The sequence below is a fragment of the Bradyrhizobium sp. HKCCYLRH2060 genome (assembly GCF_051168135.1).
Taxonomy (GTDB): Bacteria; Pseudomonadota; Alphaproteobacteria; order Rhizobiales; family Xanthobacteraceae; genus Bradyrhizobium.
This window is the reverse complement of sequence record NZ_JBNPUK010000001.1, coordinates 366477-392235: the sequence shown is the minus strand read 5'-3', so window position 1 is coordinate 392235 and position 25759 is coordinate 366477. Positions and strand designations below refer to the sequence as shown.

The window sequence follows — 25759 nt, the reverse complement described above, 5'->3', positions numbered from 1 at the left end:
CTCTAGTCAGGATCGATCTCGCCCCTGCGCGCGCGGTCGGCAGCGAGGCGATGTTTCTTGGTGTTGGTCGGCAGCGGCTTCTTGGCCGGCTGCTTGTCTTTCAACTTCGGCTTCGGCTTGGCCTGGGCCGCCGGCTTGGCGTGCGGCGCCAGCGGCGGTGCGATGCCAAGCTCGCGCTTCTTCTCACGCTCGGCGGCCTTGCCGCGGCGCATGGATTCGGCGATCAGCTCGTCGGTCAGCACCATCTTGGCGTCGCCGATGTCGGTCATCGGCAGCACGACATCGGCATCCTGGTCCTTGGCGACGTCGTCGCGGGTGATGCGGACGCCGTCACCTTCGACGCCCTTGATGATGCCGCGGAAGCGTTTGCGGTTCTGATGCGCCACCGCCATCTCGATCTTCACGAGATGCCCGATATGGCGCTCGAAATCGGAGCGGCGAACCAGCGGCCGGTCGATGCCCGGGGAGGAGATCTCGAGCCGGTAGGCACGGTCGATCGGGTCGGCGATATCCAGCACCGGCGACAGCGCACGCGACACCGACTCGCAATCCTCGATCTGCATCGTGCCGTCGGGGCGCTCGGCCATCACCTGGACGGTGCAGCCGGCCTCGCCGGAGATGCGGATCCGCACCAGGCGGTACCCCATTCCCTGCAGCACGGGGTCAGCCACCGCCGCGACGCGCGCCGCGACGCCCGGCTCGACGACGAGACGGGGCTCGGTCAGGAGGTCGGTGTCAGCGGTTGCGAACGTAGGTTCCGTCATCGAGGCGTCGATCGCGTGTCTTGCTTGGTTGGGCCGTCGGGCCTGTTCGATCGCGCTCACCGGACCGATCCCGCCCGTGGCGGAGCGATCCAGGTAACAAAAAAGAGCGGGTCCGGAAGGGCCCACCCTCACTACGCGATCGTATATGAGATGATGTTTGATGGCGCTCATATAGCCGCTTTGCCGCCTGGCGGCAAGGGTCGTGTCGGCTCAAACGGCGCCTGGAACTGGGAATCTGCTCCGCGCCAGGAGTGCGGATCGGATCGTTTTCCCCGACCGGGAACGGCCGAATGCCGCGGGGTCTAACCCTCCATTCACCAAGATCGCTTAAAAATGAGCTGAGTTCGCGCTTTTCGCCTCCGTAGTCGTGCCGCACGGAGCGGAGCGCACGGAAACGTGTCGTGTTGCGTATCGAGTAGACGTCATGACCCCGGCAACCGCGCTGATCCCCGGCCTCGGCCGGATCGTCAGGCAGGGCAATGCTGAACGCGGCCTCGAGGCCACGCGCCGCATCGCCGACCTGTTCTTCGAGGATGCGACGAAGCTGCGTCCCGAGCACATCAATCTGTTCGACGGTCTCCTGATCGATCTGATCCCGTTCGCGGATCTGCCGACGCGGATCGATCTGGCGGAGCGGTTGTCGCGGCTCCTCAGGGCGCCCCGTGCCGTCGTCAGCCGGCTGGCGCGCGACGACGAGGTTGCGGTGGCGGGTCCGCTGTTGCGCCGTTCGCTCGTGCTCGACGATCCCGTGCTCATCGCCATTGCGCGCGACAAGAGCCAGGGACATCTGCTCGCGATGGCAGAGCGGACGCGCCTGTCGGCCGATATGACCGATGTGCTGGTGCGCCGTGGTGATCGCGACGTGGTGCGGCGGACCGCTGCCAATGATGGCGCCGCGTTTTCCCCGCGCGGCTATGCCGCGCTGATCCACCGCGCGAGTTCAGACGGCGTGTTGACGCTCACGGTCGGCCGGCGCGACGATGTTTCCGACGATCATCTGCGACAATTGCTGGCCGGTGCGCTCGATGTCGTCAGGCGGCGGCTGTTCGATGTGGTGCCGCCGGACAAGCAGGCGAGGATCAAGCAGGCCCTCGCCGAGCTCGCCGATGCGGCACAGGCAACAGACAGCACGCGCAATTTCGTGCCGGCGCAGCGGACCATCCTGTCGCTGTATGAAGCCGGTGCCTTGGACCAGTCGGCGCTGTTCGGCTTCGCATCCGAGCACAAATACGAGGAGGTCATCGCGGCGCTCGCCGCAATGACGGGATTGAAGATCGCGACGCTCGACCGGCTCATGTCGGGCGATCGTCACGATCCGCTTCTGATCCTGGGGCGCATGATCGGGCTCGATTGGCGCACCGTGCACACACTGATCCTGCTGCGCCTCGGACCGAAACGCGTGCCGGCGCAGCGCGACATCGACGCGATCAGGGTCAACTACGCGCGCCTGCTGCCATCGACCGCCGAGCGGGTCGTCGCGTTCTGGAAGACACGGCATTGAATGACGCCCACGGCGCAGTGGTCAGCGCCGGCGGAAGATCAGGTAGTTGGCGACGCGGCCTTCGCGCGTCGCCTTCCGTCCGTAGCGCGTCATGGTGTAGCCCGGCCAGGGCAGACGCCAGTCGTCGGCGCGCTCGGCCGTCCAGGCGAACTCGGGCGACCGGAGCAGATGCCACAGCGTCCAGGCGCAATAGTCGGCGATGTCGCTGACGAAGCGGAACTCGCCGCCGGGCTCGAGAGCGCGCGCCATCGCGGCGATCGTCGCATCCTGCACGAAACGCCGCTTCCAGTGCCGCCGCTTCGGCCAGGGATCGGGATGGATCAGGTCGATCCGCTGCAGCGATCGCGGCGGCAGCCAGGCCAGCAGTTCGGCGGCGTCGCCGGCCAGCAGCCTGATATTGCCGATGTTGTCGGCCTCGATCGCCGACAGGATCTTGGCCATGCCGTTGACATAGGGCTCACAGCCGATGAAGCCGGTGGTCGGAAACGCCTTTGCTTCGGCGGCAAGATGCTCGCCACCGCCAAACCCGATCTCCAGCCGCAGCGCGTCGACCGGCGGATCGTACAGCGTGGGCAGCACGGCATCCGCGGGAGCGGCGAGATCGAGCGCGAGATGCGGCAGCAGGTTGCCGACCAGGTCGGCCTGATGCGCCCGCAGCTTGTGGCCCTTGCGCCGGCCGAAGAACGAGCCCTGACCATGCAGGGCCGCGGTGTCGGTGTGATTGTCGTCGTCGACGGGCATGTTGATTGCGGTGCTCATCGCAGCGTTTCATAGAGGCGGTAGAGCAGCCTTGTCCGCGGCTCGATCGAGGAGATGTACATCTGCTCGTAATGCGTATGCGCGCCCTTGCCATCGACGCCGAGCCCATCGAGCGTCGCCGTGAACGGTGCGGTGAAATTGCCGTCGGAACCGCCGCCGGTATAGGTGTCGATCAGCTCGAAGCCGATTTCGTCGGCGAGCGATTTCGCATGCTCGAACAGGGCGGCGCCGGCGTTGCCCTTGACGTAAGGCGGCCGGTTCACCTCGCCGCTCACTTCGACCGTGACGCCATCGCTGCGCGAGGTCAGCCCCAGGATCTTGGGCAGGATTTCCTCGGCATCGGCAGGCGTCGGCAGCCGTGCGTCGACCTCGGCATAAGCTTCCTCGGCGATCACGTTCGGACGTGTTCCGCCGCGCACGACGCCGACATTCACGGTGATGCCGCGGGCGGGGTCGTTGAGCGCCTCGAGGGCGTGAATGACGTTGGCGAGTTCGCGGATCGCACTGCGTCCATCCTGTGGACGCGCGCCGGCATGCGCGGGCACGCCGCGGATCGTCACGTCGAACCGCGCCACGCCCTTGCGTCCGGTCACGATCTTGCCGCCGTCACGGGCGGGCTCGGTGACGAGAACGTATTTGGCCTTGCGGCCTTCCTCCTCGATCAGCGCACGCGAGGTCGGGCTGCCGATTTCTTCATCCGAGACGAACAAATGAGTAATGCCGAGCGGCGATTTTTGACCGTCTTCGCAGAGCTGACGAAAGGCGTGAAAGGCGAGATACGCGCCGCCCTTCATGTCGTAGATCCCCGGACCGTACGCGACGTCGCCGTCGACCGAGAACGGCAGCCGCGCGATGAACCCGATCGGATGCACCGTGTCGAGATGGCTCAGGACCAGGATGCCAGGCTCGTCCTGTCCCCACGACGACCGTGCGACGAGGTGGTCGCCGCAGCCGTCGCGTCCGGCGATCCGTTCGATCGTGGCATCGAGCCCGCGATAGCCACCCGCGACCAGGGAAGCCAGCTTGTTGACCTGATCAGGCGCCTCGGTCGGGGTCTCGATCTCGACCCATTGGCGGATGCCTTCGAGGATTGTGCGACTATCGAACGGGCTGCTGGTTATCATGAGCTTTGTAAATCGTTCTCGATGGTTACGAAGTGGTAGCAGGCGGTTGGGCGCACTGGCGCGTGGCAGGGCGGGCTGGCGGCCGGGACGCCGGAGTTCCAGGCCACATGTGCATAAAAAGATTTAGAGCGCGATAGCCTTTCCCGAAGGGGAGCCATCGCGCTCTATTGGTCGTGATCCAACCTGTCTATCGGCTCATTCGTCTGTCGGAACGCAGCGTGCCCAGCGCGTCGTCCGCAAACGTGCCCCGCTGATGGCCCCCCGAGGGCGCTGACATTCCTATGAGAGTGATCACGATAGGAATGTCAGCGCCGGCGCATCAGCTAGCCTTCTTCCGGAGCTTCGCGATCAGCGATCTGCTCGACCAGGTCGACGATGCTGCGACGGAGCTTCGAATCGTGGATCCGCGTGAATGCGCGGGTCAACGCCAGTCCTTCGGAGGTCGCCAGGAAATCAGACACATAGGCGGGCGAAGCGCCTTCGCCGAAAGCTTCACCGTTGGTCCCGCCACTCGGGACCCCTTCGAACAGGAAGGAGACCGGGACCTGCAGAACCTCCGAGATCTGCTGAATCCGGCTGGCGCCGACTCGATTGGTGCCTTTTTCGTACTTCTGTATCTGCTGGAACGTGAGTCCGAGAGCCTCACCAAGTTTTTCCTGGCTCATGCCCAACATGATACGGCGCATCCGCACCCGGCTGCCGACATGCTTGTCAACAGGGTTGGGCGCTTTCGTCGACATCTCTCAACTCCTCAGAATGGGCCTCGGAACGAGGCGGTCGCAGTATGCCTCAGGCGCTCGCACCGTCAATTTATGTTCGCATGTCGTACTAACGAAGACGGCCGAGCAACGAACTGGACGGCTCATGCTGCCGCGCGAGAATGCGAATTGCAGCAGCTATCTGTCAACACTTGGGGTTTTGCTTGTCAAAAAAAATCTTACTGACCCGGAAAGAATCGAGATCTTGCTGTCGTCAGGGAAGCTTTTGAGCAACACGTCTGCGAACGACGGTGCTCAGGGCGATCACTAACAGGATCGCAACCGGAATGTCGCCGAGCCTTGCATAGACGGTCGGCTGCAACGCAACAGGCAGCGCGGAATCCAGCACGCCCTCTGCGCCGAGAGGCAATTGCTTAACGATACGGCCGACCGGATCGATCACTGCGGAGATGCCGGTGTTCGCAGATCGAACTAATGGAAGTCCTTGCTCGATCGCGCGCCACTGCGCCTGCTGCAGATGCTGATGAGGACCGGTCGAAATGCCGAACCAGCCATCGTTCGTCAGGTTGACGATCCAGCCCGGTCGTTCTTCGCTCGGCACGCTGTCGCTCGGAAAGATCGCCTCGTAGCAGATCAAGGGAAGCACACGCGGGGCGTGCGGCACGTCCAGGTTGCGTCGCACCGTGCCAGGGATGAAGCCGCCCTGCACCCGCGTGAGCTGCTCGAGCCCGATCCGCTCCAGCAGAGTCTGGAACGGCAGGAACTCGCCGAATGGGACCAGATGGAGCTTGTCGTAGACCGACAGCACGGTGCCGTCGTGATCGATCACGTAGATCGAATTGTAGGCCCGGGTGATGGGGGTGTTGCGAGGCGCGTCAGGGGCGCGGACCGAACCGGTGATCAGCACCGTGCCCGGTGACAGCAGGTCGGCGATCTGGCCCATCGCGTCCGCCTCGCGGGTCAGGAAGAACGGGAACGCCGATTCCGGCCAGATCAGGACGTTGGCGTCCCGGACACCGGTGGCGTTGGGGCCGGAGGCCCGGTCCGACAGCGCCAGATAGCGGCGCATGACGTCCGCCTTGGCGCCATAGTTGAACTTCACGTCCTGCTGCAGGTTCGGCTGCATGATCCGCAGCTTGAGGTCGGCGACGAAGGCGGTCGGATGCAGCCCGAGCCGGATGACGCCGAACACGCCCATCATCACGAGCAGGGCGGCGGCCGCGGCCGGCGCCCGCCAGCGCTCACGCCAGGTCTTGCCGTCGATCAGCACTGCGGGGCTGGCGAAGATCGCGATCGTCAGGAGCGTCATGCCCCAGATCCCGATCAGCGAGCCCGCCTGCGCCAGCGCGAGCGGCTGCGACAGGGCATAGCCGAACGTGTCCCAGGGGAAGCCGGTCAGCGCGTGGCCGCGCAGCCATTCGCTCGCGGTCAGGCAGACGGCGAGCGCCAGGATGCGGGTTGCATCACGCGTCCAGATCAGCCGGGCCAACGCGAAGCCCAGCGCCGGAAACAGCGCGAGATAGGCCGGCAGGCCCAGCACGGCGAACGGCATCAGCCAGGCGAAGGTGTCGGCATCGACCAGGAACGCGTTGCCGATCCAGTACAGGCCGGGCACGAAATAGCCCATGCCGAAGCAGAAGCCGGTGAAGGCGGCAGCCGGGATGCCGCGCCGCCGTCCCGCCGCGGCGCCGTCGATCAGCCAGACCAGCACCGGGAAGGTGATCGCGAGCACCGGCCAGGCGTTGAACGGGGCCATCGCCAGCGAGGAGAGCGCGCCGGCAGCGAGCGCGATCGCCGCACGCTTCCAGCCCCAGGCCAGGACAACGCCGATGGCGAGGCCGCGAATCGTCGATGGGCGGATCACTGTGAGCTGGCTCCGTCGCCCCTTGGCGGGCTGCTATCGTCATGGACCGGCGCAGGGCCGGCCTCTGCCGGCGGCGGCTCGGCCGGGACGTCCGTGTCCGGCGGGGTCACTTCCGGCGCAACGTCTCGACGCCGGCTTTCGCGCGGCGGGCGGGGCGTGGGGCGTTCCTTGCGCGGCGCGATGCGCAGCCGCTTGACCCGGCGCGGATCGGCATCGAGCACCTCGACCTCGAAATTGCCGGGGCCGGAGATCAGTTCGCCGCGCACCGGCAGCCGGCCGACATGGTTGACGAGATAGCCGCCGAGCGTCTCCACGCCCTCGCCGGCCTCGCCCGTCACGAACTCCTCGCCGATCACCCGGCGGACGTCGTCGAGGCTGGCGCGGGCGTCCGCGATGAAGGCGTTGTCGGCCTGCCGCACGATCGCCGGCGGCTCGTCGCTGTCGTGCTCGTCGTCGATCTCGCCGACGATCTGCTCGACGATGTCCTCGATCGAGACCAGTCCGTCCGTGCCGCCATATTCGTCGACCACCAGCGCCAGATGGATGCGCGAGGCCTGCATCTGCGCCAGCAGATCGATCGCGCGCATCGATGGCGGCACATAGAGCAGCTTGCGTATGATGTTGGCCTCGAACAGCGGCATCGAGAGGTCGACTGCCTTCAGGTCGAGCCCGGCCGGCAGCGGCTTCTTGCGCCGCGCCTTGACCTCGTCCGAGACGCGCGCCTGTGCGGTGGTGAAGGCGAGCAGGTCGCGGATGTGGACCATGCCCTCGGGATCGTCGAGCGTGTCGTTGTAGACCACGAGCCGTGAATGCGAGGCACTCTCGAACAGGCTCATCAGCTCGCCGAGCGTGATGTCTCGCCTGACCGCGACGATGTCGGCGCGATGTACCATCACGTCGGCGATCCGCCGCTCGTGCAGATCGAGGATGTTGCGCAGGAGCGTGCGCTCGACCGCGGAGAAGCCGATGTCGTCGGGTGTCGAGGCGTCGAGCACGACCTGCAGGTCGTCGCGCACCGATCCGCCGCCCTTCCATCCGAACAGATTGCGCAGCGCGCGAAAAAGCCAGTTCTCGCTCGGCGAGCGGCCGAGCTCGGATGCCGGCACCACGGCCGGAAGATTGCGCGTGTTGCGCGGATTGTCGTGAATGGGTTCGGAGTCGGCCATGATCAATTCGTCCGCTCCCGGTCGGCATAGGGATCGGGGATGCCGAGATGGGCCAGGATCTCGCGCTCGAGCGCCTCCATCTCCTCGGCCTCGTCGTCGGTCTCGTGATCGTAGCCGATCAGGTGCAGGAAGCCGTGCACCGCGAGATGGCTGAGGTGCTGGTCGAACGGCTTCTGCTCCTCGTCGGCTTCGCGCCGCAGCGTCTCGTAGGCGATGGCAATGTCGCCCAGCATGCGCGGCGCGTCGTCGTCGCCACGCGGGCCGGTCGGCTGCAGCGCCGGAAACGACAGCACGTTGGTCGGCTTGTCGATGCCGCGCCAATTGCTGTTCAGGGTGCGGATGCCGTCGTCGTCCGTCAGCATCACCGCGATCTCGGCGTCGCCGACGTCCGCGTCGACCGTCTCGGCGGCGGCGACGATGGCGCGATGTATGACGTCCTCGGCGTCGGGCTGGTCCTGCCAGCAGTCGGCGGCGACGATCACCTCGGTGGTTGGAATGGGACTTTGTGGCATCCTGGTCGTTCTGTGCGGATGGCGCTTGGATCACGCGCCGATCGGCGAGCTTGCTCTCGGGGTCAGCGCGCCTTTGGGCTCTCATAGGCGGCGACGATACGCGCCACCAATTCGTGGCGAATGACGTCCTCGCCGGTGAACCTGACCTGCGCGATCCCGTCGACGCCGTCGAGCAGCCGCGCGGCCTCGGCGAGGCCCGACGTCTGGCCGTTCGGCAGATCGACCTGCGAGGGATCGCCGGTGATGATCATGCGGCTGTTCTCGCCCAGGCGCGTGAGAAACATCTTCATCTGCATCGATGTCGTGTTCTGCGCCTCGTCGAGAATGATCGCGGCATTGGTCAAGGTGCGCCCGCGCATGAAGGCGAGCGGCGCGATCTCGATCTCGCCGGCCTGCAGCGCACGCTCGACGATGCGCGCATCCATCAGATCGTACAGCGCGTCGTAGATCGGGCGCAGATAGGGATCGACCTTCTCGCGGAGGTCACCAGGCAGGAAGCCGAGCCGCTCGCCGGCTTCGACAGCCGGGCGTGAGAGGATGATGCGGTCGACTTCCTTCCGCTCGAACAGCTGCGCTGCATGCGCGACCGCGAGCCAGGTCTTGCCGGTGCCGGCCGGACCGATGCCGAACACCAGCTCGTGGCGCTTCAGCGCGCGGATATAGGAATCCTGCGCGGCGGTGCGGGCGCGCACCGGACGCTTGCGCAGGTTGATGCTCTCGAACGCGTTCTTGGCGTTCTTGGCGTCGAACTCGAACAGCGAGCCCTGCGCGACCACGGCGCGGATCGCGCCCTCGACGTCGCCCTGCGCCAGATCCTGGCCCTTGACGGCCTGCGCATAGAGCGATTCCAGCACGCGCCGCGCGGCATCGCAGCCGTCGCGGGTGCCGCCGATGGTGATGTGGTTGCCGCGGGAATCGACGACGACGCCGAGGCGTCGTTCGACCAGCGCCAGGTTCTGGCCGTAGGGGCCGACCAGGGCGGATGCGGCGCGGTTGTCGTCGAAATCGATGACGACCTGGGTCTCGGGGGGCATGGACATGTCGCGGTCGTACTTGCGGCTGGGAGCGAGGGAAGACGAATCCGATGCGCTCTTGGGCAAGTGCTCAGCCTCCGATGGACACGAGGGGCGTGGGGGAGATCACTGCCGGCGCGGCCGTGACGAGCTCGCCGAGCAGGCTGTAGCGTTCGAGACTGTCGATCCGCACCGGCAGAACCTGGCCGATGATGTCGTCGGACGCCATGACGTGAGCCGGCTGCAGATACGCGGTCCGTCCGACGAGCTGCCCGGGCCTGCGCGCTGGCCGCTCGAACAACACGTCGACGACCTGGCCGATCGCGGCCTTGTTGAAGGCTGCTTGCTGGCTGTCGATCAAGCTCTGGAGGCGCTCCAATCGCTCGTCCATCTCGGTCGCTGACACCATCTCCGGCATGTCCGCTGCCGGAGTTCCCGGACGCGGCGAATACTTGAACGAATAGGCCGCAGCGTAGCCGATTTGGTCGATCAGGGCGAGGGTGGCGCGAAAATCTTCCTCGGTCTCGCCCGGGAACCCGACGATGAAATCCGAAGAGAATGCAATGTCGTCACGGACGGCGCGGAAACGGTCGACGACTTTGCGATAATCGGTCGCCGTGTGTTTGCGGTTCATGGCGCTCAGGATGCGGTCGGATCCCGACTGAACCGGCAGATGCACGAACGGCATCACCGCTGCGAGATCGCGATGCGCCGCGATCAGGCTGTCGTCGACGTCGTTAGGATGGCTGGTCGAGTAGCGGATCCGCGCCACGCCCGGAATCTCGGCAATCCTGTAGAGCAGCCGACCCAGCGTCCAGGGCAGGCCGTCGGGGCCTTCGCCGTGATAGGCGTTGACGTTCTGGCCGATCAAAGTGATCTCGCGAACGCCGTTGTCGGCGAGCTGCGCCACGTCGTCGACGATGCGCGCCACCGCGCGCGACATCTCGCTGCCGCGTGTATATGGCACCACGCAGAAGGTGCAGAACTTGTCGCAGCCTTCCTGCACGGTGACGAAGGCCGAGACGCCGCGGGCGCGGATGGCCTCGCGGCTGGGCTTCGCCAGGAAGCCGAACTTGTCGTCGGCCGGGAATTCGGTCTCGATCGCCCGCTCGCCGCGGCGGGCCTGGGCCAGGAGCTGCGGCAGATGGTGGTAGCTCTGCGGCCCGACCACGACGTCGACGGTGGGGGCGCGGGTGATGATCTCCTGGCCTTCCGCCTGCGCCACGCAGCCGGCCACGGCGATCTGCATCGTCCGGCCGGCCCGCGCGGCGTCCTCCTTGGCGACCCGCAGCCGCCCGAGCTCCGAATAGACCTTCTCGGAGGCCTTCTCGCGGATGTGACAGGTGTTGAGGATCACGAGATCGGCGTCGCTGGCCTCGGCGGTCTCGACGAAGCCCTCAGGCCCCAGCGTGTCCACCATGCGCTGGGCATCGTAGACATTCATCTGGCAGCCATAGGACTTGATGTGCAGCTTGCGCGGCGGCGTCATGAACCCTTGCATGCAGTCGGAGGCGCGCCCAATTGGCGCCGCGCTCAGATATAGGCTAGGGGGCCGGAAATCCAGCGATCGCGGGCTTTTTCTCGGCCAGCCGGCTCAGAATCGCCGGCAACTGCCGCATGTCGTCGAAAACCAGGGTGGCGCCGGCGGCGCGCAGGTCGTCGGCGTGCCCGGGCCGGCAGTGGCTGCCGCCGTGAAACCCAAGCACCGTCATGCCGGCGGCGACACCGCCCCGGATACCGGCCGTGCTGTCCTCGACCACCACGCAGGCCGCGGGACGCGCCTTCATCTGCGCTGCCGCGAACAGGAACAGATCGGGCGCGGGCTTGCCGTTCTCGACCTGGGAGGATGAGAAGATGTGCGGGGCGAGGCGATCGTAGAGCCGGGTGGCGCCGAGGCTGACGCGCATGCGCTGGTGCGATCCGGAGGAGGCGACGCACACCGGCACGTCGATGGTGTCGAGCGCCTCCATGATCCCGTCGATGGCCGCGAGGTCCTGCTCGAAGGCGCGGAACAGGCGATCCTGCAGTTTCGGGTTGAAATCGTCGGGCAGGCTGCGGCCGAGTTCGGCCTCGACCTCGAGCTTCGCCTGTTTCAGCGACCGGCCCAGGAACCGCGCGAACACCTGCTCGGTCGTGATCGGATAGCCGCACAGGCTGAGCACGTCGGCGTGCGTCTGACAGGAGATCACCTCACTGTCGACCAGCACGCCATCGCAATCGAAAATGACGAGATCGAAATTCGAAGCCGGCGCTACGTCAGCCATTCGTCTCTTCGTCGAGCGGCACGCAATACAGCTCCAGCCGGTGGTCGACCAGCTTGTAGCCGAGCTTGCGGGCGATCTCGGCCTGCAGCTTCTCGATCTCCTCGGAGGTGAACTCGATCACCTTGCCGTCGCGCAGATTGATCAGATGATCATGATGGCTGTCGCGCATCTGCTCGTAGCGGGCGCGGCCCTCGCGGAAATCGTGGCGCTCGATGATGCCGGCATCCTCGAACAGCTTCACGGTGCGATAGACCGTGGAGATCGAGATCTTGTCGTCGACGGCGACGCAGCGCCGGTACAACTCCTCGACGTCGGGATGGTCGCAGGCTTCCGCGAGCACGCGGGCAATGACCCGGCGCTGCTCGGTCATGCGCATGCCGGTGGCGGCACAGCGGGCCTCGATTCCGGTGGAATTGAGCGCTGGCGTAGTTTTCAAGGAGGAGGTCATCGTGTCTCGCCTCAAGGATGCGCTTTCTGCCACCAAGCGCAGGTTACGACAAGTCCCGGCGCATCAGAAGCGCATTCAACTGTTCCCCGCCGGGCTGAAGGTAATAGCGTTCCCGACGGCCCACGGTCGCAAATCCGGCGCGTTCATAGAGTCGGCGGGCCGGCTGGTTGTTTTCCTCCACTTCGAGAAAGACCGTCCGGACCCCGCGCCCCGCAAGGTGCCCGAGATGCTGCAGCAACAGATCACGAGAAAATCCACGGCCGCGCTGATTTGGGTCAAGTGCAACTGACAATATTTCCGCTTCGTCCGCGCCGATCCGCGAGACGATGAAGCCTATGAGCTTCCGCCCGAGCCGCAGCCGATGGATCATGGTGTTGCGCTCGGCCAGCATCGCCTCGAACTCGCCTTCGCCCCAGCCGCGGTGAAACGAGGCGGCGTGGATCTGGGCGAGTCTGGCGGCGTCGCGCAGCGAGGCCGCTTCGATCAACGGTTTGGGGCTGCCGAGCCAGCGGAAGAACATGTTCATGACGAGATGGCCGTCTGCACCGGTTGACGCGTTGCGCCGGCGGGCGGCTTGACGTCGGGTGCGCGCAGATAGAATGGCCGCGCCGGCGCGTGCACTGGGTCGGCCGCCGCGCCGAGCCAGGCGACCCAGCCGATGTCGGGTCCGTCTTGCGAGTCGACCGCAACTGGCGCGGCTGATTCCTTCGGCCACCGCTCGGCCAGCAGCGCCGCGGCGTTGCCGACGAGGTGTGGGGCGCCGAGCCGCGCGACCGCCAGAACGTCGTCCAGCGCAGCCACCTGGGGCGCGACCAGCTCCTCGCCGTTGCCGCTCACGACTTGGTAGTAGACATGGTCGTGCCGGGCATCGATCGCCGAGATCACCGGGTTGGCGCGGTCCTCGCTGACGATCGGCGCCGCGTAGGCGGACAACGTGGTCACGCCGACGACCGGCTTGTGGGCGGCCAATCCGATGCCGCGGGCGGCGGAGAGCCCGACCCTCAACCCCGTGAAGCTCCCGGGGCCGGTCGTCACCGCGATGCGGTCGAGATCGGCGAAACCGACGCCGGATTGCTGCATCACGCGCGCGAGCAGCGGCATCAGGGCCTCCGCGTGGCCGCGCTTCATCGGGAGTGTCTCCTGCGCCCGCATCAAGGCCGAATCAGTATCCAGCACGGCAGCGGCGCAATGGTCGAGGGCAGTATCGATGGCGAGGATCAACATCCGGTCGGGTTCGCATTGAAGAGAGCGCAAATACCTATTGTGGTACCGTGATAAAGTTAGTTGACGCCTTCTTACATCCTCATCGGGAAAAACGCATCAAGGCGCAACTACTGATACGCTAAGTTACTGAACTATATGCCATTTAAGCAAATCTTTCCGCGCCTGTGGGAATTATCCGCTCGGCACGTTCGGGGGAGAGATGACGCGCCGCCCGTTGGCGGATGGCCGCCCCCGTCCCGAGAAGAGGAATTTCCATGTCATTCTGGTCAGGCAGTTCGGCATCGCGCGATGCGATGGCGCAGGTCGCGGCGATCAACCGCTCGCAAGCGGTGATCGAGTTCGACACCGACGGCACGATCATCACCGCCAACCAGAATTTCCTCGACGCGATGGGCTACTCGCTGAGCGAGATCCAGGGCCGGCACCACGCGATGTTCGTGGCGCCCGAGATGCGCGACAGTGCCGAGTACCGCGCCTTCTGGGCCGATCTGCGGGCCGGGAAGTTTCGTTCGGGGGAGTACAAGCGGTTCGGCAAGGGCCACCGCGCCGTCTGGATCCAGGCGAGCTACAATCCGGTGATCGACGGCGGCAAGCCGGTCAAGATCATCAAGTTCGCAACCGACATCACCGAGCAGAAGATGCGCAGCATCGAGGACGCCGGCAACATCGCGGCGATCGGGCGCGCCCAGGCGGTGATCGAGTTCAATCTCGACGGCACCATCATCGATGCCAACGATCAGTTCCTGAGCGCGATGGGCTACACGCTGGCCGAGATCAAGGGCCGGCATCACAGCATGTTCGTGCTGCCCGACGAACGCGACAGCGCCGCCTACAAGGAATTCTGGACCAGCCTCAGTCGCGGCGAATTTCGCTCGGGCGAGTTCAAGCGTTGCGGCAAGGGCGGCCGGGAGATATGGATTCTCGCGTCCTATAACCCGATTCTCGATGACGAGGGGCGGCCGTTCAAGGTCGTCAAATACGCCTCCGACGTGACGCAGCAGAAGCTGGTTGCGGCCGATTTCGCCGGCCAGATCGCCGCGATCCGCAAGTCCCAGGCGGTGATCGAATTCGACCTGAACGGCATCGTGCTCGACGCCAACGAGAACTTCCTCGCCACGCTCGGCTACACGCTGGCGGAGATCAAGGGTCAGCACCATCGCATGTTCATGCCGGCGGGCATGGGCGACAGCGCCGCGTATCGCGAGTTCTGGGCCGCGCTCGGCCGTGGCGAATTCCAGATGGGCGAGTTCGAGCGCGCCGGGAAGGGCGGACGACAGGTCTGGATTCAGGCGAGCTACAATCCGATCAAGGATCTCAACGGCAAGCCGTTCAAGATCGTGAAATTCGCGAGCGACGTCACTGCGCAGGTGATCAGCCGCATGAAGGGCGACAAGGTGCGCGGCATGATGGAGCACGTCGCCGCCGGCGCCGAGCAGCTCAATTCCTCGGTGCAGCAGATCGCCGATGCCATGGCGAAGTCGAAGGAGACGGCGACGGCGGCGGTATCGCGCGTCGAAGACGCGGACCAGCAGGCCAAGCGCCTGTCCTCGGCAGCCGGCGCCATGAGCAGCATCGTCGAGCTGATCGGCAGCATCACCGGCCAGATCAATCTCCTGGCGCTCAATGCGACGATCGAATCGGCCCGTGCCGGCGAGGCGGGGCGCGGCTTTGCCGTCGTCGCCGGCGAGGTGAAGAACCTGGCCACGCAGGCCAAGCAGGCCACCGATCGCATCGGCAGCGAGATCGGTAATCTCAACGGCATCTCGTCCGACGTCGTCGGCGCGCTCGGCGCCATCAAGAACGCGATCGAGAGCGTGAATGACTACGTTTCATCGACGGCGCACGCCGTCGGCGAGCAGAGCGCCGTCACCAGCGAGATGTCGGAGAACATGCGCCAGGCAGCTGCGGAGGCAGCGTCCATCGGCAAGGCGGCGTAGAGAGCGAATGGCGAATAGGGAGCAGCGAATAGGGAATGCATCTACTCGCTACTCACTATTCCCTACTCGCTCGCCCCCCTTGTCACATCGGCCGGACTTCGACCACCTCGGGCACGAAATGCTTCAGCAGGTTCTGGATGCCGTGCTGCAGGGTCGCGGTCGATGACGGGCAGCCGGAGCAGGCGCCCTTCATGTTGAGATAGACGATGCCGTCCTTGAAGCCGCGGAAGGTGATGTCGCCGCCGTCATTGGCCACGGCCGGGCGGACGCGGCTCTCGATCAGGTCCTTGATCATGCCGACCGTCTCGGTGTCGGCCTCGTCGTAGAACTCGTCGTCCTCGTCGGCGGATTCGTCATTGGCGGCACTGCCGTCGGCGAGCAGCGTCGCGCCCGACATGTAGTGCTCCATGATCGCGCCGAGGATCGCCGGCTTGAGGTGCTGCCATTCACCGTCGCTCTTGGTGACGGTGATGAAATCGGCGCCGTAGAACACGCCGGTGACGCCGTCGACAGCGAACAGGCGCTCGGCCAGCGGCGAGCGCGCGGCGGCGTCGCGGCTGTTGAATTCCATCGTGCCAGCGGGCAGCACGACGCGGCCCGGGATGAACTTCAAGGTGGCGGGATTGGGGGTGGCTTCGGTCTGGATGAACATGGTTTTCTCCGGCAGCGCCGGTTCAAGGCCGGCCTGTGGTGTCCTCATAGCAGATGGCGCGAGCGCGCGCACGATCAAGGGGGCTCGGCCGGCGTTTCCGCTCTAAGCCTATGAAAGAGCGTCGAGATCGGCGTCACCGAGATCGCCCGGCACGATCACCAGCGGGATCGGGAAGGCGCCGCTCGTCTTGGTGACATGGGTGACCAGGGGTCCCGGCCCCTCGGGGCCCGAATGGGCGGCGAGCACCAGCAGCGCGATGTCGCTGTCATGCTCGATCGTCTCCAGGATCTGCGCTGTCGGCTCACCCTCGCGGATGACCCGTTCCGGCGCGGTCACGCCGATCGCGGACAGCAGCGCCGCGGCCTGGTCGAGCTCGGCATGCGCTTGCTCCTGCGCCTCCGCTCGCATCAGGTCGGCGACCCCCAGCCATTGCTGGTTCTGATCCTCCGTTTCGATGACGTGGAGCATGACGATGCGGCCACCGGAACGGACCGCCCAGCGGCCGGCATAGCGGACCGCGCGGTCCCATTCCTCGCTGTCGTCGACCACGACCAGGCATTTCGGCGCATGGCCGGTCTGGTAGCTCTGCCGCTGCGCCGCCATCGCGTTCCCGCCTGCTGCTGCGAGTCGATCCGGCCGCGATGCTGCCACAGCCCATCTCCGTTGGGGAGAGGGCTGCGGGTTCCATGGCGCCTGCAATGACACCGGTGGTGCGGCAGCAAGGCCGACTTCGGGAGCTCGCGCCGTGCCGCTCTGGTCAGGGCTTGCGGATGAAGCCGACGATGTCCTTGGCCGTCTTCATGGTCTCCGCGGCGATGGCCTGGGCGCGGTCGGCGCCGTCGACCAGCACGGACTCGACGTAGCCGGGATCGGCGGTCAGGCGCTTCATCTCGGCGGCGATCGGCCCGAGCTTGGTGACGCACAGCTCGACCAGCGCATTCTTGAAGCTGGAGAACTGGCCGCCACCGAAATCCCTGAGCACATCGGCCTTGCTGCGGTCCGACAGCGCGGCGTAGATGCCGACGAGGTTATCGGCCTCGGGACGTGCGTCCAGCCCCTTTTCCTCGGTCGGCAGCGGCTCCGGATCGGTCTTGGCCTTGCGGACCTTCTGCGCGATCGTATCGGCATCGTCGGTGAGGTTGATGCGCGAATAGTCCGAGGCATCGGACTTCGACATCTTCTTGGTGCCGTCGCGCAGTGACATCACGCGCGTCGCGGGACCGGTGATGAAGGGTTCCGGCAGCGGGAAGAACAGGCCGTCGCCGAAGCCGTGGCTGCGGATCGAGCCGCCAAAATCATTGTTGAACTTTTGCGCGATGTCGCGCGAGAGCTCGAGATGCTGCTTCTGGTCCTCGCCGACCGGAACATGGGTGGCGCGGTACAGCAGGATGTCGGCGGCCATCAGCACCGGATAGTCGTACAGGCCGACCGATGCGTTCTCGCGATCCTTGCCGGCCTTCTCCTTGAACTGCGTCATGCGGTTCAGCCAGCCGATGCGCGCCACGCAGTTGAAGATCCAGGCCAGCTCGGCGTGTCCCGAGACCTGGCTCTGGTTGAACACGATGTGCTTCTTCGGATCGATGCCGGCGGCGATGAAGGCGGCCGTGACCTCGCGGGTGTTGCGCGCGAGCTCGGCGGGGCCGCCCCAGACGTCGATCGGCATGGTGATCGCGTGCATGTCGACGACGCAATAGATGCAGTTGTGGGTCTGCTGCATCTTCACGAAGTTGACGATCGCGCCGAGATAGTTGCCGAGATGCAGGTTGCCGGTCGGCTGGACGCCCGAGAAAACCCGTTCCACGAAGGCCATGATCACTGTTCCGGATGATGGATTTGGGCGTCGTTTGGCACGTGCGCCTCAAAGGTGCAAGTCGGCGGCGGGCTTTTGCCGGATCGCCCGGACTGTTTCGCGCCAGCTCACGGCGCGGAGGGACACGAGAAGCCCTCCGTAGAGGATGACGGCGCCGCCGATCAGGGCGCCGAGCAGCGCGGCCGCGCCGAGATGGCTGCTGCTCCAGGTGCCGGCAAAGCGTCCGGCGGCGATCCAGAGGACCGCGCCCATGACCATGGCGGCCAGCGTGATGCGCGGCAGCCGGCGTCGCGAGGCCGGGGAAAGCGCGAAGCCGAAGCGCGTGGCGCCGCGCCGGATCAGGACCGCGGCATTGGCCCAGGCACCGAGCGCGAGCCCCGCCGCGATGCCGCTTGCCGCGAAGACGTGTGCGAGCAGGAACGCCAGCGCGATCGCGACAGAGCATCCGATCAACGTCGCGCGCAGCGGCGTCTGCGTGTCCTCGCGCGCGAAGAAGGCGGGCTGCAGCGCCTTGGTCAGCACCTGCGCCGGCAACGCTGCCGCGAGCCATGTCAGCACCTGCGCCGTCGCGGCGGCATCGTCCGAACTGAATGCGCCATGTTCGAACAGCAAACGAATGATCGGCTCGTTCAGGATCATGAGTCCGAGCGTCGCAGGCAGCGCGAGCCCGATCGTCAGCTCGAGGCCGCGCGATTGCACCTCCGCGAGAGCCGCCTTGTTGCCCTCGTGCAGCGCGCGCGTCAGCTCCGGCACCAGCACCGTGCCCATGGCAACGCCGACGAGCCCGAGCGGCAGCTCGATCAGGCGGTTGGCGAAATACAGCCACGACACCGCGGACGGCGAGGTGGAGGCGATGACCGCGCCGCCGACCGCGAGCAGTTGCGGGCCGGCGCTGGCGACCATGCCGGGCAGCGCCTTGGCGAAGAAGCCGCGCATTTCCGCATGGAAGGTGATGCGCACCGGCGAGGCGAGGGGGCCATCGCGGCCTCGCCGCGCGAGCATCGCGAGCTGCAGCAGCCCGGCGACGCCGATCGTGGCGGCGAGCAGCAGCGCGGCCCTTCCAGGGTCCGGATGTTGCATCAGCAACACGATGGTCACGCTGATCAATGCCACGTTGAACAGCAGCGGGGCGAAGGCCGCGAGCGCGAAGCGTCGTTGCGCGCTGGACAGTGCGAGCAGCACCGTCGAGGGGCCGGCGAAGGCGAGATAGGGTAGCATCAGCCTGGCATCGTTGACGGCCAAGGTGAGCGTCTCTTCACCGGCGAAGCCCGGCGCGAGCAGGGTCATCACGAACGGCATCAGCAGCGCCAGCACCAGGGTGGCGGCGAGCAGGCCGGCGCTGACGGTGCCGAGCACACGGCCGGCAAAAGCTGCCGCATGTGTCGTACCAGCCTGCTGGTATATTCGCAGCCAGGCCGGCACCAGGGCCGCATTGAGGGCGCCCTCCGTCAGCAATCGCCTGATGACGTTGACGAGTTGAAACGCTGCGAGAAATGCGTCCGCAACCGGACCGGCGCCGAGCAGCGCGGCCATCAGCGCATCCCGGATGAAGCCGAGCAGGCGCGAAGCCAGTGTTCCTGACAACACAGTCACGAATGAGCGGATCATCAGGCTTCTATAGCAGCGCCGCTTGTGATAGGCCGCAGCGTTTGCAAAACGCCGTAAACGGGGCCAGTGGATGACTGACGCGAAATACGATGTTCTCGGGATCGGCAACGCGATCTTCGACGTGCTGGTGCATGCCGATGAAGCCTTTCTCGCCCGGCACGGCATGACCAAGGGCAGCATGGCGCTGATCGACGAGGCCCGCGCGGCCGCGATCTATGCCGATATGGGCCCGGCCACCGAGATGTCCGGCGGTTCGGGGGCCAACACCATCGCCGGCCTCGCCAGCCTGGGCGCGCGTGCCGCCTACGTGGGCAAGGTCAAGGACGACCAGATCGGCCGGATGTACCGGCACGATATCCGTGCCGCCGGCGTGACCTTCGATACCGCGCCCGCTGCCGACGGCCCGGCGACCGGCTGCTGCTACATCCTGGTGACGCCGGACGGCGAGCGCACCATGAACACCTATCTCGGCGCCGCGCAAAATCTCACCGCCGCGGACATCGATCCCGCGCAGATTGCGGCGGCGCGCATCATCTATCTCGAAGGTTATCTGTGGGACCCGAAGGACGCCAAGGATGCGTTCGTGAAGGCGGCGGCGATCGCGCATGACGCCGGACGCGAGGTCGCGCTGACCCTGTCGGATTCGTTCTGCGTCGACCGCTATCGCGAGGAGTTTCTCGACCTGATGCGCGGCGGCACCGTCGATCTCGTGTTCGCCAACGAGGCCGAGCTGCATTCGCTGTACCAGACCTCGGATTTCGACGGCGCGCTGAAGCAGCTGCGCGAGGACGCCACGCTTGGCATCGTCACCCGCAGCGAAAAGGGCTGCGTCGTGGTGTCGAATGACGGCGTGATCTCGGTGCCGGCGCATCCGATCGAGAGCCTGGTCGATACCACCGGCGCCGGCGATCTGTTCGCCGCCGGCTTCCTGTTCGGGCTGGTGCGCAAGACCGGCTACGAGATGGCCGGCCGCCTCGGCGGCCTGGCTGCGGCCGAAGTGATCCAGCACATCGGCGCAAGGCCGCAGGTGTCGCTGAAGGAACTGGCGGTGCAGAGCGGGCTGAAGGTTTAGGCCTGGGCTGAGGCGGCTCGGCCATTCTCTGTCGCGTGTGACACATCTCTCTCCATCGTCATGGCCGGGCTTGACCCGGCCATCCACGATCTTCGGTTTGCAGGATCAAAGACGTGGATGCCCGGGACAAGCCCGGGCATGACGCGCAACTAACAACGATCTTGCCTGCGTGGATCGAGCGTTGGGTTCTCTCACGCCGCCTTCTTGCCCGCCGCATCCAGCCCGGCATACACGCCGCGCTCGAAGCCGGCAAAGGTCTCCAGGCACAGCCGGTCGGCGAACGGCAGCAGCTGCATCAGGATCACGCCGGTGACGTCACGCGCGGGATCGATCCAGTAGTAGGTGTTGGCGAGGCCGGCCCAGGCGAGGCTGCCGGCGCTGCGGCCTTCCGGAGTCTGCGCGGTCGTGATCATGAAGCTGAGGCCCCATTTCTTGACGATGTCGGGATAGAGATCGACGTCGTTGGTCACGCCGGGCACGGCCGCGGCCATCTTCGTCATCTCGAGCTCGCCGATGTGGTTGTCGCGCATCGCCGCGACCGTCTCGGGCTTGAGCACCTGGTTGCCGTTGCCGCGGCCATTGTTGAGGATCATCCGGGCGAAGCGGATGTAGTCGCCGGCCGTGCCGTAGAGCCCGCCGCCACCCATGTGGAATTCCGGCTCCTGCTCGAGTTCGAACGGAATCGGCGCGAGACTGCCGTCCTCGCCGCGCGCATGCATGCCGACCAGGCGGGCGCGCTGCGACGGACCGAGCTTGAAGCCGGTGTCGTCCATGCCGAGCGGCGCGAACAGATGGTCGCGCAGGTAGGCGTCGAGCTTCTGGCCGCTGGCGGCCTCGACCGCCTTGCCGACGAAGTCGATGTTGATGCCGTATTCCCAGCGCGTGCCGGGATCGGAGGCGAGTGGCAGCGCCAGCGCATCGTTCTTGCAGGTGATGATGCCGGGCGTGCCGGCCTTCTGCACATAAGTGGCCATATCGCCGTTCCACATGTCGTAGCAGAAGCCGGCGGTGTGGGTCATCAGATGGCGCAGCGTGATCGCGGTCTTCGCCGGCCGCAGGATCGGCTCGCCATTGGCGTCGAAGCCGTCGAGCACCTTGGGCGCAGCGAGGTCCGGCAGCACCGTGCCGATCGGCGCATCCAGCGACAGCCGGCCCTGCTCCACGAGCTGCATCCCGGCCGCGCAGGTGATGGCCTTGGTCATCGAGGCGATCCAGAACACGCTGTCGGCGGTCATCGGGTCGTCGCGGCCGAGGTCGCGCTTGCCGAAGGCGCCTTCGTAGATGATGCCGTTGCTGTCAGCGGCAACGGCGACGACGCCGGGGATCGCTCCCGCCTCCGCCTTCTGCCGCAGCACGCCGTCGATGTCGGTCTTGTTCTGCATGGTCTCCTCCGTTCCGTTCTTGATGACGGTAGGCGATTGTTCCTCGCGCCGGCCCGGCCAGCAAGGACCGCCGGTCCCACGGCCGGTCGCGATCTCGTGATGATGCGGCGCGAACGAAGCAGCCGGGGACAACAGCGCTGCGGAGGCCACAGCGCTTCAATTTCCCGCCAGAATCATGATTAGTTCCATGTAGCCGCGAGACCGACACATGGGGGCCATGTTCCCACCACGGGCTTGCGCCTGTTGTGAGTTGCAACCATTTTTGCATTAAAGAGTTCGAGAACCGGCTTTTTCGAGCCGATGACGTGTTTTGGCGGCAATGTCCGCCGTTGGGGGCGATATGATTTCGACATGGAGCGAGTGGAAGCGGTATCCCCGCCCGGGGCGCGGTGACAATATCGAGGCGCCCATCACGCCCGGCATCTACGAAGTGCGCATTGCGGCGACCGGAGCGCTGTACGCGTTCGGCGCGGTCGACAATGTGGCGCAGGCGCTGGCGCTGCTGCCCGTGGGGCAGAAATCATGGTTCGGCCGCCGTGATCCCGCCACCTTGCCGGACCTGGAATACCGCACCTGCGCCACCTCGACCAAGGCCGACGCCAAGGCGGCGGCGGAGCGCATGATCGGCCGCCGCGAGACCTATATGAGCGGCGCGGCCTGATCCCGCGCCGGCGCGGCGGCATTCAGCATCCGGTGCCGTACAGGCACGGATCGCCGGATCGAATGTACCGTTGAGGAGGCGCACGAGTCGTGCGCTGCCGCCGGGGCTTGGCTATAGTCGGGAGAAAGATCGCTCGCTCCGAGGAGTAGCCCGATGACACCGCCCGCCGCCGCCCGTGCCTCCACTGCCGCTCCGAGCCTGCGTGACCGCCTGAAGGATCCGTCGCTGCTGCGTGAGCAGTGCTACATCGATGGTGCGTGGGTCGGTACGCCGGTGCTCCCGGTCAACAATCCCGCCACCGGCGCCGAGCTCGCCAAGGTCGCGCAACTCGGTGCTGCGGAGACCACGCGAGCCGTCGAGGCCGCCGCGCGCGCGTTCCCGGCCTGGGCCAGGCTGACCGCCAAGCAGCGCTCCAACATCTTGCGCAAATGGTTCGAGCTCATCACGGCCAACCGCGAGGACCTCGCGCTGATCCTGACCTTCGAGCAGGGCAAGCCGCTGACGGAGGCGCTCGGCGAGGTCGATATCGGCGCCGCCTATATCGAGTTCTTCGCCGAGGAGGCGCGCCGCGTCTATGGCGAGACCATCCCGACGCAGAAGCCGGATGCACGTCTCCTCGCGCTGAAGCAGCCGATCGGCGTCTGCGGCGCCATCACGCCGTGGAATTTCCCGAACTCGATGATCACCCGCAAGGTGTCGCCCGCGCTGGCGGCCGGCTGCACCGTGGTGCTGAAGCCGGCCAACGAGACGCCGCTGTCGGCGCTGGCGCTCGCCGTGCTGGCCGAGCGCGCCGGGATTCCTGCGGGCGCGCTCAACATCGTCACCGGCGATGCGCCTCCGATCGGCAAGGTGCTGTGCGAGCATCCGTCGGTGCGCTTCGTCGGCTTCACCGGCTCGACCGAGGTCGGCAAGATTCTCTATCGCCAGTCGGCCGGCACTGTGAAGAAGCTCGGCCTCGAGCTCGGCGGCAACGCGCCGTTCGTGGTGTTCGACGATGCCGACGTCGATGCCGCCGTCGAGGGCGCGATGGTCTCGAAATATCGCAACATGGGCCAGACCTGCGTCTGCGCCAACCGCCTCTACGCGCAGGACGGCATCTACGACCAGTTCGTGCACAAGCTCGCCGCCAGGGTCGCGGCGATGAAGATCGGCGACGGCACCGAGGCCGGTGTGGTGCAGGGACCGCTGATCAACGAGGAAGCGGTCGAGAAGGTCGAGCGCCACATCGCCGATGCGGTCAAGGGCGGCGCCAGGATCGTCACCGGCGGCAAGCGCCATGCGCTCGGCCGCACCTTCTTCGAGCCGACCGTGCTGTCGGACGTGAAGGCCGATGCGCTGGTCGCGCATGAAGAGACGTTCGGCCCGCTCGCGCCGGTCATTCGTTTCCATAGCGAGGCCGATGTGATCGCGATGTGCAACGCCTCGCCGTTCGGTCTCGCGTCCTACTTCTTCGCCCGCGATCTCGGCCGGGTCTGGCGCGTCGCGGAGGCGCTGGAGTCGGGCATGGTCGGCGTCAACACCGGCCTGATCACCACCGAGGTCGCGCCGTTCGGCGGCGTCAAGGAAAGCGGCCTCGGACGCGAGGGCTCGCATCACGGCATCGAGGAATATCTCGAGATCAAATACGTGATGATGGCGGGTGTCTGAACCTCGGACGCCTGAGTTCAGGCGAGGCGATATTGGGAATCAGGCCGTCTTGGGCAGCTTGTCGACCGGTACCAGGTAGGACTTGTTGCCGACCTGGAAGATGACCTTGCCGCTCTTGCCGTCGGTCGTCGAGATCTGCGACTGGCCGAACATGATGACGTTGTTGTAGACGATCCCCGTGCCCTCGCGCGTGACGCCGTTGGTCGTCACGCTGACCTGCGCCTCCTTGCCGCTGACGGACAGCACGCGGAAGCTCGCGCTCTGGCCGTTCTCGCCGGAGTAGCCGGCCCAGCTGCCGACCAGATTGCTCTCGTCGGCGGGAGGCGCCTGCTTTTCAAGCATCGCGGTGGCCTTGCCGCCGCCGGCCGAGAACAGCAGCACCGCGTTCTTGCCGTTCTTGGTGCCGAGCGTGACCGCGCCGAAGTCGATGGTCGAGCCATTGACCTGGCCGATGCCGCGCTCGGTGCGGCCGTTGTGGGTGTATTCCACCGTGGCCGCGGCGCCTCTGATGTTGACGACCTTGAAGCTCACGGTCTGGCCGTTGGCCGTCCAACTGCCCTTCCACTCGCCGAGCAGGTTGCTCTGGCGATAGACCCGCTCATTGGCGGGCGAGATCTGGTTGGTGCTTTGGATGGCGACCATGCGTGCTTCCAAGGAGCTCGATTGCTCGTTTACCCCGTATGTCGGATCGTTGCAGAGTGTTGCTAACGAGACGTAGGTCGAGGGGGTTAATGAAACGTAAACTGGCCCCGGCGAGCCGCCCGGGTCGCGGTGCGGCCCATCGTCTCAGCGTCCTCCGGAGCGATGGCGGTCATGGCCGGATGAATGCAGCAGCGAGGGGCACCTGGCGACCTGGGAGCGAGCGGACGCTTGCCGCGGAGCGCCGGATCGCCGACCATGATGCAGCGAACCACGCCCTCTCTTGTGCGAGCCCACTATGACCGCAGCCCTCACGCGCAGCAGCGTCGGCCAGCTTCAGGACGCGGAGGCGCGCCGCCTCGATGGGGATGGCTATCTGCTGCTGCGCGGTGCGATTCCGGCGGACTGGCTTGTCGCATTACGCGACGCCTTCGAGCTGGGCACGCGGCCGTCGGAGCAATGGCCGGTGCCGCGCGGCCGCGACTGGCGCCACGCCATGGTCGATCTCGATGCGACGGTGCAGCAGGTCTGCCGCCTGCCGGTGATGCTCGCCGCCGTGCATCATGTCCTGAAGGCGCCGTTCTTCCTCGGCCAGGTCGAAGGGCGCGAGCCGTGTGCCGATCGCGGCCAGCAGCCGCTGCATCGCGACGGCGTCGATCGCCGGCGCACCGACGCCGTGTCGGCGCTGGCCTTTCTCGATTCCTTCGGCCCCGACAATGGCGCCACGCAAGTGGTGCCGGGCTCGCATCGCCTCGACACGGACGATGCGCGGGCCGCGTCGTCTGCGTTCGTCACGGCAGGCGAGGCCGGCGACATCCTGCTGTTCGACGTCAACCTGCTGCACGGCGCGACGCGCAACCGCAGCGGCGCCCGCCGTCGCTCGCTGCTGATCACTTACGCCGTCTTCTCGCAGCAAGAGGACTGGCGCAGGACGCGCAAGTTGCGCGCGGTGCGGATGGATCAGGACGAGATTTTCGGGGCTGACTGATCCGG

General features: G+C 66.2%; 25 protein-coding genes. 6 read left to right on the top strand and 19 right to left on the bottom strand.

What is annotated here, in order from left to right; translation table 11 throughout:
• Positions 1-2: 2 nt before the first annotated feature.
• Positions 3-764: a ribosome maturation factor RimP gene (gene rimP / locus ACQR10_RS01655; RefSeq protein WP_316215363.1), complete on the bottom strand. Its 762-nt coding sequence runs from the start codon at positions 762-764 to the stop codon at positions 3-5.
• Positions 765-1188: 424 nt separating this feature from the next.
• Between rimP and ACQR10_RS01650 the strand changes: the two genes are divergently transcribed.
• A complete protein-coding gene (locus ACQR10_RS01650; protein ID WP_316215362.1) occupies positions 1189-2265 on the top strand; it encodes a DUF2336 domain-containing protein in 1077 nt (358 codons plus the stop codon).
• A 21-nt stretch (positions 2266-2286) separates the two neighbouring features.
• Here ACQR10_RS01650 and ACQR10_RS01645 read toward each other — a convergent pair whose 3' ends face one another.
• The 12 genes from ACQR10_RS01645 to tsaB form a co-directional block, all read right to left on the bottom strand.
• Positions 2287-3024: a tRNA (guanine(46)-N(7))-methyltransferase TrmB gene (locus ACQR10_RS01645; protein ID WP_315803928.1), complete on the bottom strand. Its 738-nt coding sequence runs from the start codon at positions 3022-3024 to the stop codon at positions 2287-2289.
• The gene (locus tag ACQR10_RS01640) at positions 3021-4148 is read right to left on the bottom strand and encodes a M20 family metallopeptidase (protein WP_316215361.1); all 1128 of its coding nucleotides are present in this window, start codon (positions 4146-4148) and stop codon (positions 3021-3023) included. The genes ACQR10_RS01645 and ACQR10_RS01640 overlap by 4 nt, the downstream gene beginning before the upstream one ends.
• Positions 4149-4471: 323 nt before the next feature.
• A complete protein-coding gene (locus tag ACQR10_RS01635) occupies positions 4472-4888 on the bottom strand; it encodes a helix-turn-helix domain-containing protein (protein ID WP_006615449.1) in 417 nt (138 codons plus the stop codon).
• Between the two features lie 232 nt (positions 4889-5120).
• Positions 5121-6731: an apolipoprotein N-acyltransferase gene (gene lnt / locus ACQR10_RS01630; protein ID WP_316215360.1), complete on the bottom strand. Its 1611-nt coding sequence runs from the start codon at positions 6729-6731 to the stop codon at positions 5121-5123.
• A complete protein-coding gene (locus tag ACQR10_RS01625; RefSeq protein WP_315803926.1) occupies positions 6728-7897 on the bottom strand; it encodes a hemolysin family protein in 1170 nt (389 codons plus the stop codon). Before ACQR10_RS01625 ends, lnt begins: the two co-directional genes overlap by 4 nt.
• Before the next feature lie 2 nt (positions 7898-7899).
• Positions 7900-8409 carry an rRNA maturation RNase YbeY gene (gene ybeY, locus ACQR10_RS01620; protein ID WP_315803925.1) on the bottom strand — a complete coding sequence of 170 codons (510 nt, stop codon included), beginning with the start codon at positions 8407-8409 and terminating at the stop codon, positions 7900-7902.
• A gap of 62 nt (positions 8410-8471) precedes the next feature.
• Complete coding sequence (locus tag ACQR10_RS01615; protein WP_316215359.1) at positions 8472-9449, bottom strand: PhoH family protein; 978 nt, start codon at positions 9447-9449, stop codon at positions 8472-8474.
• A gap of 64 nt (positions 9450-9513) precedes the next feature.
• Positions 9514-10911 (bottom strand): tRNA (N6-isopentenyl adenosine(37)-C2)-methylthiotransferase MiaB, encoded by a 1398-nt coding sequence (miaB, locus tag ACQR10_RS01610; protein ID WP_316215358.1) that lies wholly within the window; start codon positions 10909-10911, stop codon positions 9514-9516.
• Between the two features lie 55 nt (positions 10912-10966).
• Positions 10967-11686 carry an HAD family hydrolase gene (locus ACQR10_RS01605; RefSeq protein ID WP_315803922.1) on the bottom strand — a complete coding sequence of 240 codons (720 nt, stop codon included), beginning with the start codon at positions 11684-11686 and terminating at the stop codon, positions 10967-10969.
• Positions 11679-12134 carry a Fur family transcriptional regulator gene (locus ACQR10_RS01600; protein WP_315803921.1) on the bottom strand — a complete coding sequence of 152 codons (456 nt, stop codon included), beginning with the start codon at positions 12132-12134 and terminating at the stop codon, positions 11679-11681. Before ACQR10_RS01600 ends, ACQR10_RS01605 begins: the two co-directional genes overlap by 8 nt.
• 43 nt (positions 12135-12177) lie before the next feature.
• Positions 12178-12660 carry a ribosomal protein S18-alanine N-acetyltransferase gene (gene rimI, locus ACQR10_RS01595; RefSeq protein ID WP_315803920.1) on the bottom strand — a complete coding sequence of 161 codons (483 nt, stop codon included), beginning with the start codon at positions 12658-12660 and terminating at the stop codon, positions 12178-12180.
• Entirely contained in the window at positions 12657-13358 is a 702-nt protein-coding gene (tsaB, locus tag ACQR10_RS01590; RefSeq protein WP_315803919.1) for a tRNA (adenosine(37)-N6)-threonylcarbamoyltransferase complex dimerization subunit type 1 TsaB, read from the bottom strand. The genes rimI and tsaB overlap by 4 nt, the downstream gene beginning before the upstream one ends.
• Before the next feature lie 254 nt (positions 13359-13612).
• Between tsaB and ACQR10_RS01585 the strand changes: the two genes are divergently transcribed.
• Entirely contained in the window at positions 13613-15295 is a 1683-nt protein-coding gene (locus ACQR10_RS01585; protein WP_316215357.1) for a methyl-accepting chemotaxis protein, read from the top strand.
• An 82-nt stretch (positions 15296-15377) separates the two neighbouring features.
• Here ACQR10_RS01585 and ACQR10_RS01580 read toward each other — a convergent pair whose 3' ends face one another.
• The 4 genes from ACQR10_RS01580 to murJ all read right to left on the bottom strand — a co-directional run bounded on the left by ACQR10_RS01580 (position 15378) and on the right by murJ (position 19365).
• Positions 15378-15947, bottom strand: a complete 570-nt coding sequence (locus tag ACQR10_RS01580) for a NifU family protein (RefSeq protein WP_316179056.1) — start codon at positions 15945-15947, stop codon at positions 15378-15380.
• 108 nt (positions 15948-16055) lie between these two features.
• Positions 16056-16550: a universal stress protein gene (locus ACQR10_RS01575; protein WP_315716941.1), complete on the bottom strand. Its 495-nt coding sequence runs from the start codon at positions 16548-16550 to the stop codon at positions 16056-16058.
• A 154-nt stretch (positions 16551-16704) separates the two neighbouring features.
• Positions 16705-17757 carry a tryptophan--tRNA ligase gene (gene trpS / locus ACQR10_RS01570; RefSeq protein ID WP_316215356.1) on the bottom strand — a complete coding sequence of 351 codons (1053 nt, stop codon included), beginning with the start codon at positions 17755-17757 and terminating at the stop codon, positions 16705-16707.
• Between the two features lie 48 nt (positions 17758-17805).
• Positions 17806-19365 carry a murein biosynthesis integral membrane protein MurJ gene (gene murJ, locus ACQR10_RS01565; RefSeq protein ID WP_316215355.1) on the bottom strand — a complete coding sequence of 520 codons (1560 nt, stop codon included), beginning with the start codon at positions 19363-19365 and terminating at the stop codon, positions 17806-17808.
• A 70-nt stretch (positions 19366-19435) separates the two neighbouring features.
• Between murJ and ACQR10_RS01560 the strand changes: the two genes are divergently transcribed.
• Complete coding sequence (locus ACQR10_RS01560; RefSeq protein ID WP_315803914.1) at positions 19436-20437, top strand: adenosine kinase; 1002 nt, start codon at positions 19436-19438, stop codon at positions 20435-20437.
• Between the two features lie 191 nt (positions 20438-20628).
• Here ACQR10_RS01560 and ACQR10_RS01555 read toward each other — a convergent pair whose 3' ends face one another.
• Positions 20629-21819, bottom strand: a complete 1191-nt coding sequence (locus tag ACQR10_RS01555; protein WP_316215354.1) for a serine hydrolase domain-containing protein — start codon at positions 21817-21819, stop codon at positions 20629-20631.
• Positions 21820-22159: 340 nt separating this feature from the next.
• On the opposite strand from ACQR10_RS01555, the gene ACQR10_RS01550 reads away from it, so the two are divergent.
• Both ACQR10_RS01550 and ACQR10_RS01545 read left to right on the top strand, forming a co-directional pair.
• The gene (locus ACQR10_RS01550; protein ID WP_315803912.1) at positions 22160-22480 is read left to right on the top strand and encodes a hypothetical protein; all 321 of its coding nucleotides are present in this window, start codon (positions 22160-22162) and stop codon (positions 22478-22480) included.
• 153 nt (positions 22481-22633) lie between these two features.
• A complete protein-coding gene (locus ACQR10_RS01545; RefSeq protein ID WP_316215353.1) occupies positions 22634-24127 on the top strand; it encodes an NAD-dependent succinate-semialdehyde dehydrogenase in 1494 nt (497 codons plus the stop codon).
• A gap of 39 nt (positions 24128-24166) precedes the next feature.
• Here ACQR10_RS01545 and ACQR10_RS01540 read toward each other — a convergent pair whose 3' ends face one another.
• Positions 24167-24769, bottom strand: a complete 603-nt coding sequence (locus ACQR10_RS01540) for a hypothetical protein (protein WP_316215352.1) — start codon at positions 24767-24769, stop codon at positions 24167-24169.
• 295 nt (positions 24770-25064) lie between these two features.
• On the opposite strand from ACQR10_RS01540, the gene ACQR10_RS01535 reads away from it, so the two are divergent.
• Positions 25065-25754 carry a phytanoyl-CoA dioxygenase family protein gene (locus tag ACQR10_RS01535; protein ID WP_316215351.1) on the top strand — a complete coding sequence of 230 codons (690 nt, stop codon included), beginning with the start codon at positions 25065-25067 and terminating at the stop codon, positions 25752-25754.
• Positions 25755-25759 lie beyond the last annotated feature (5 nt).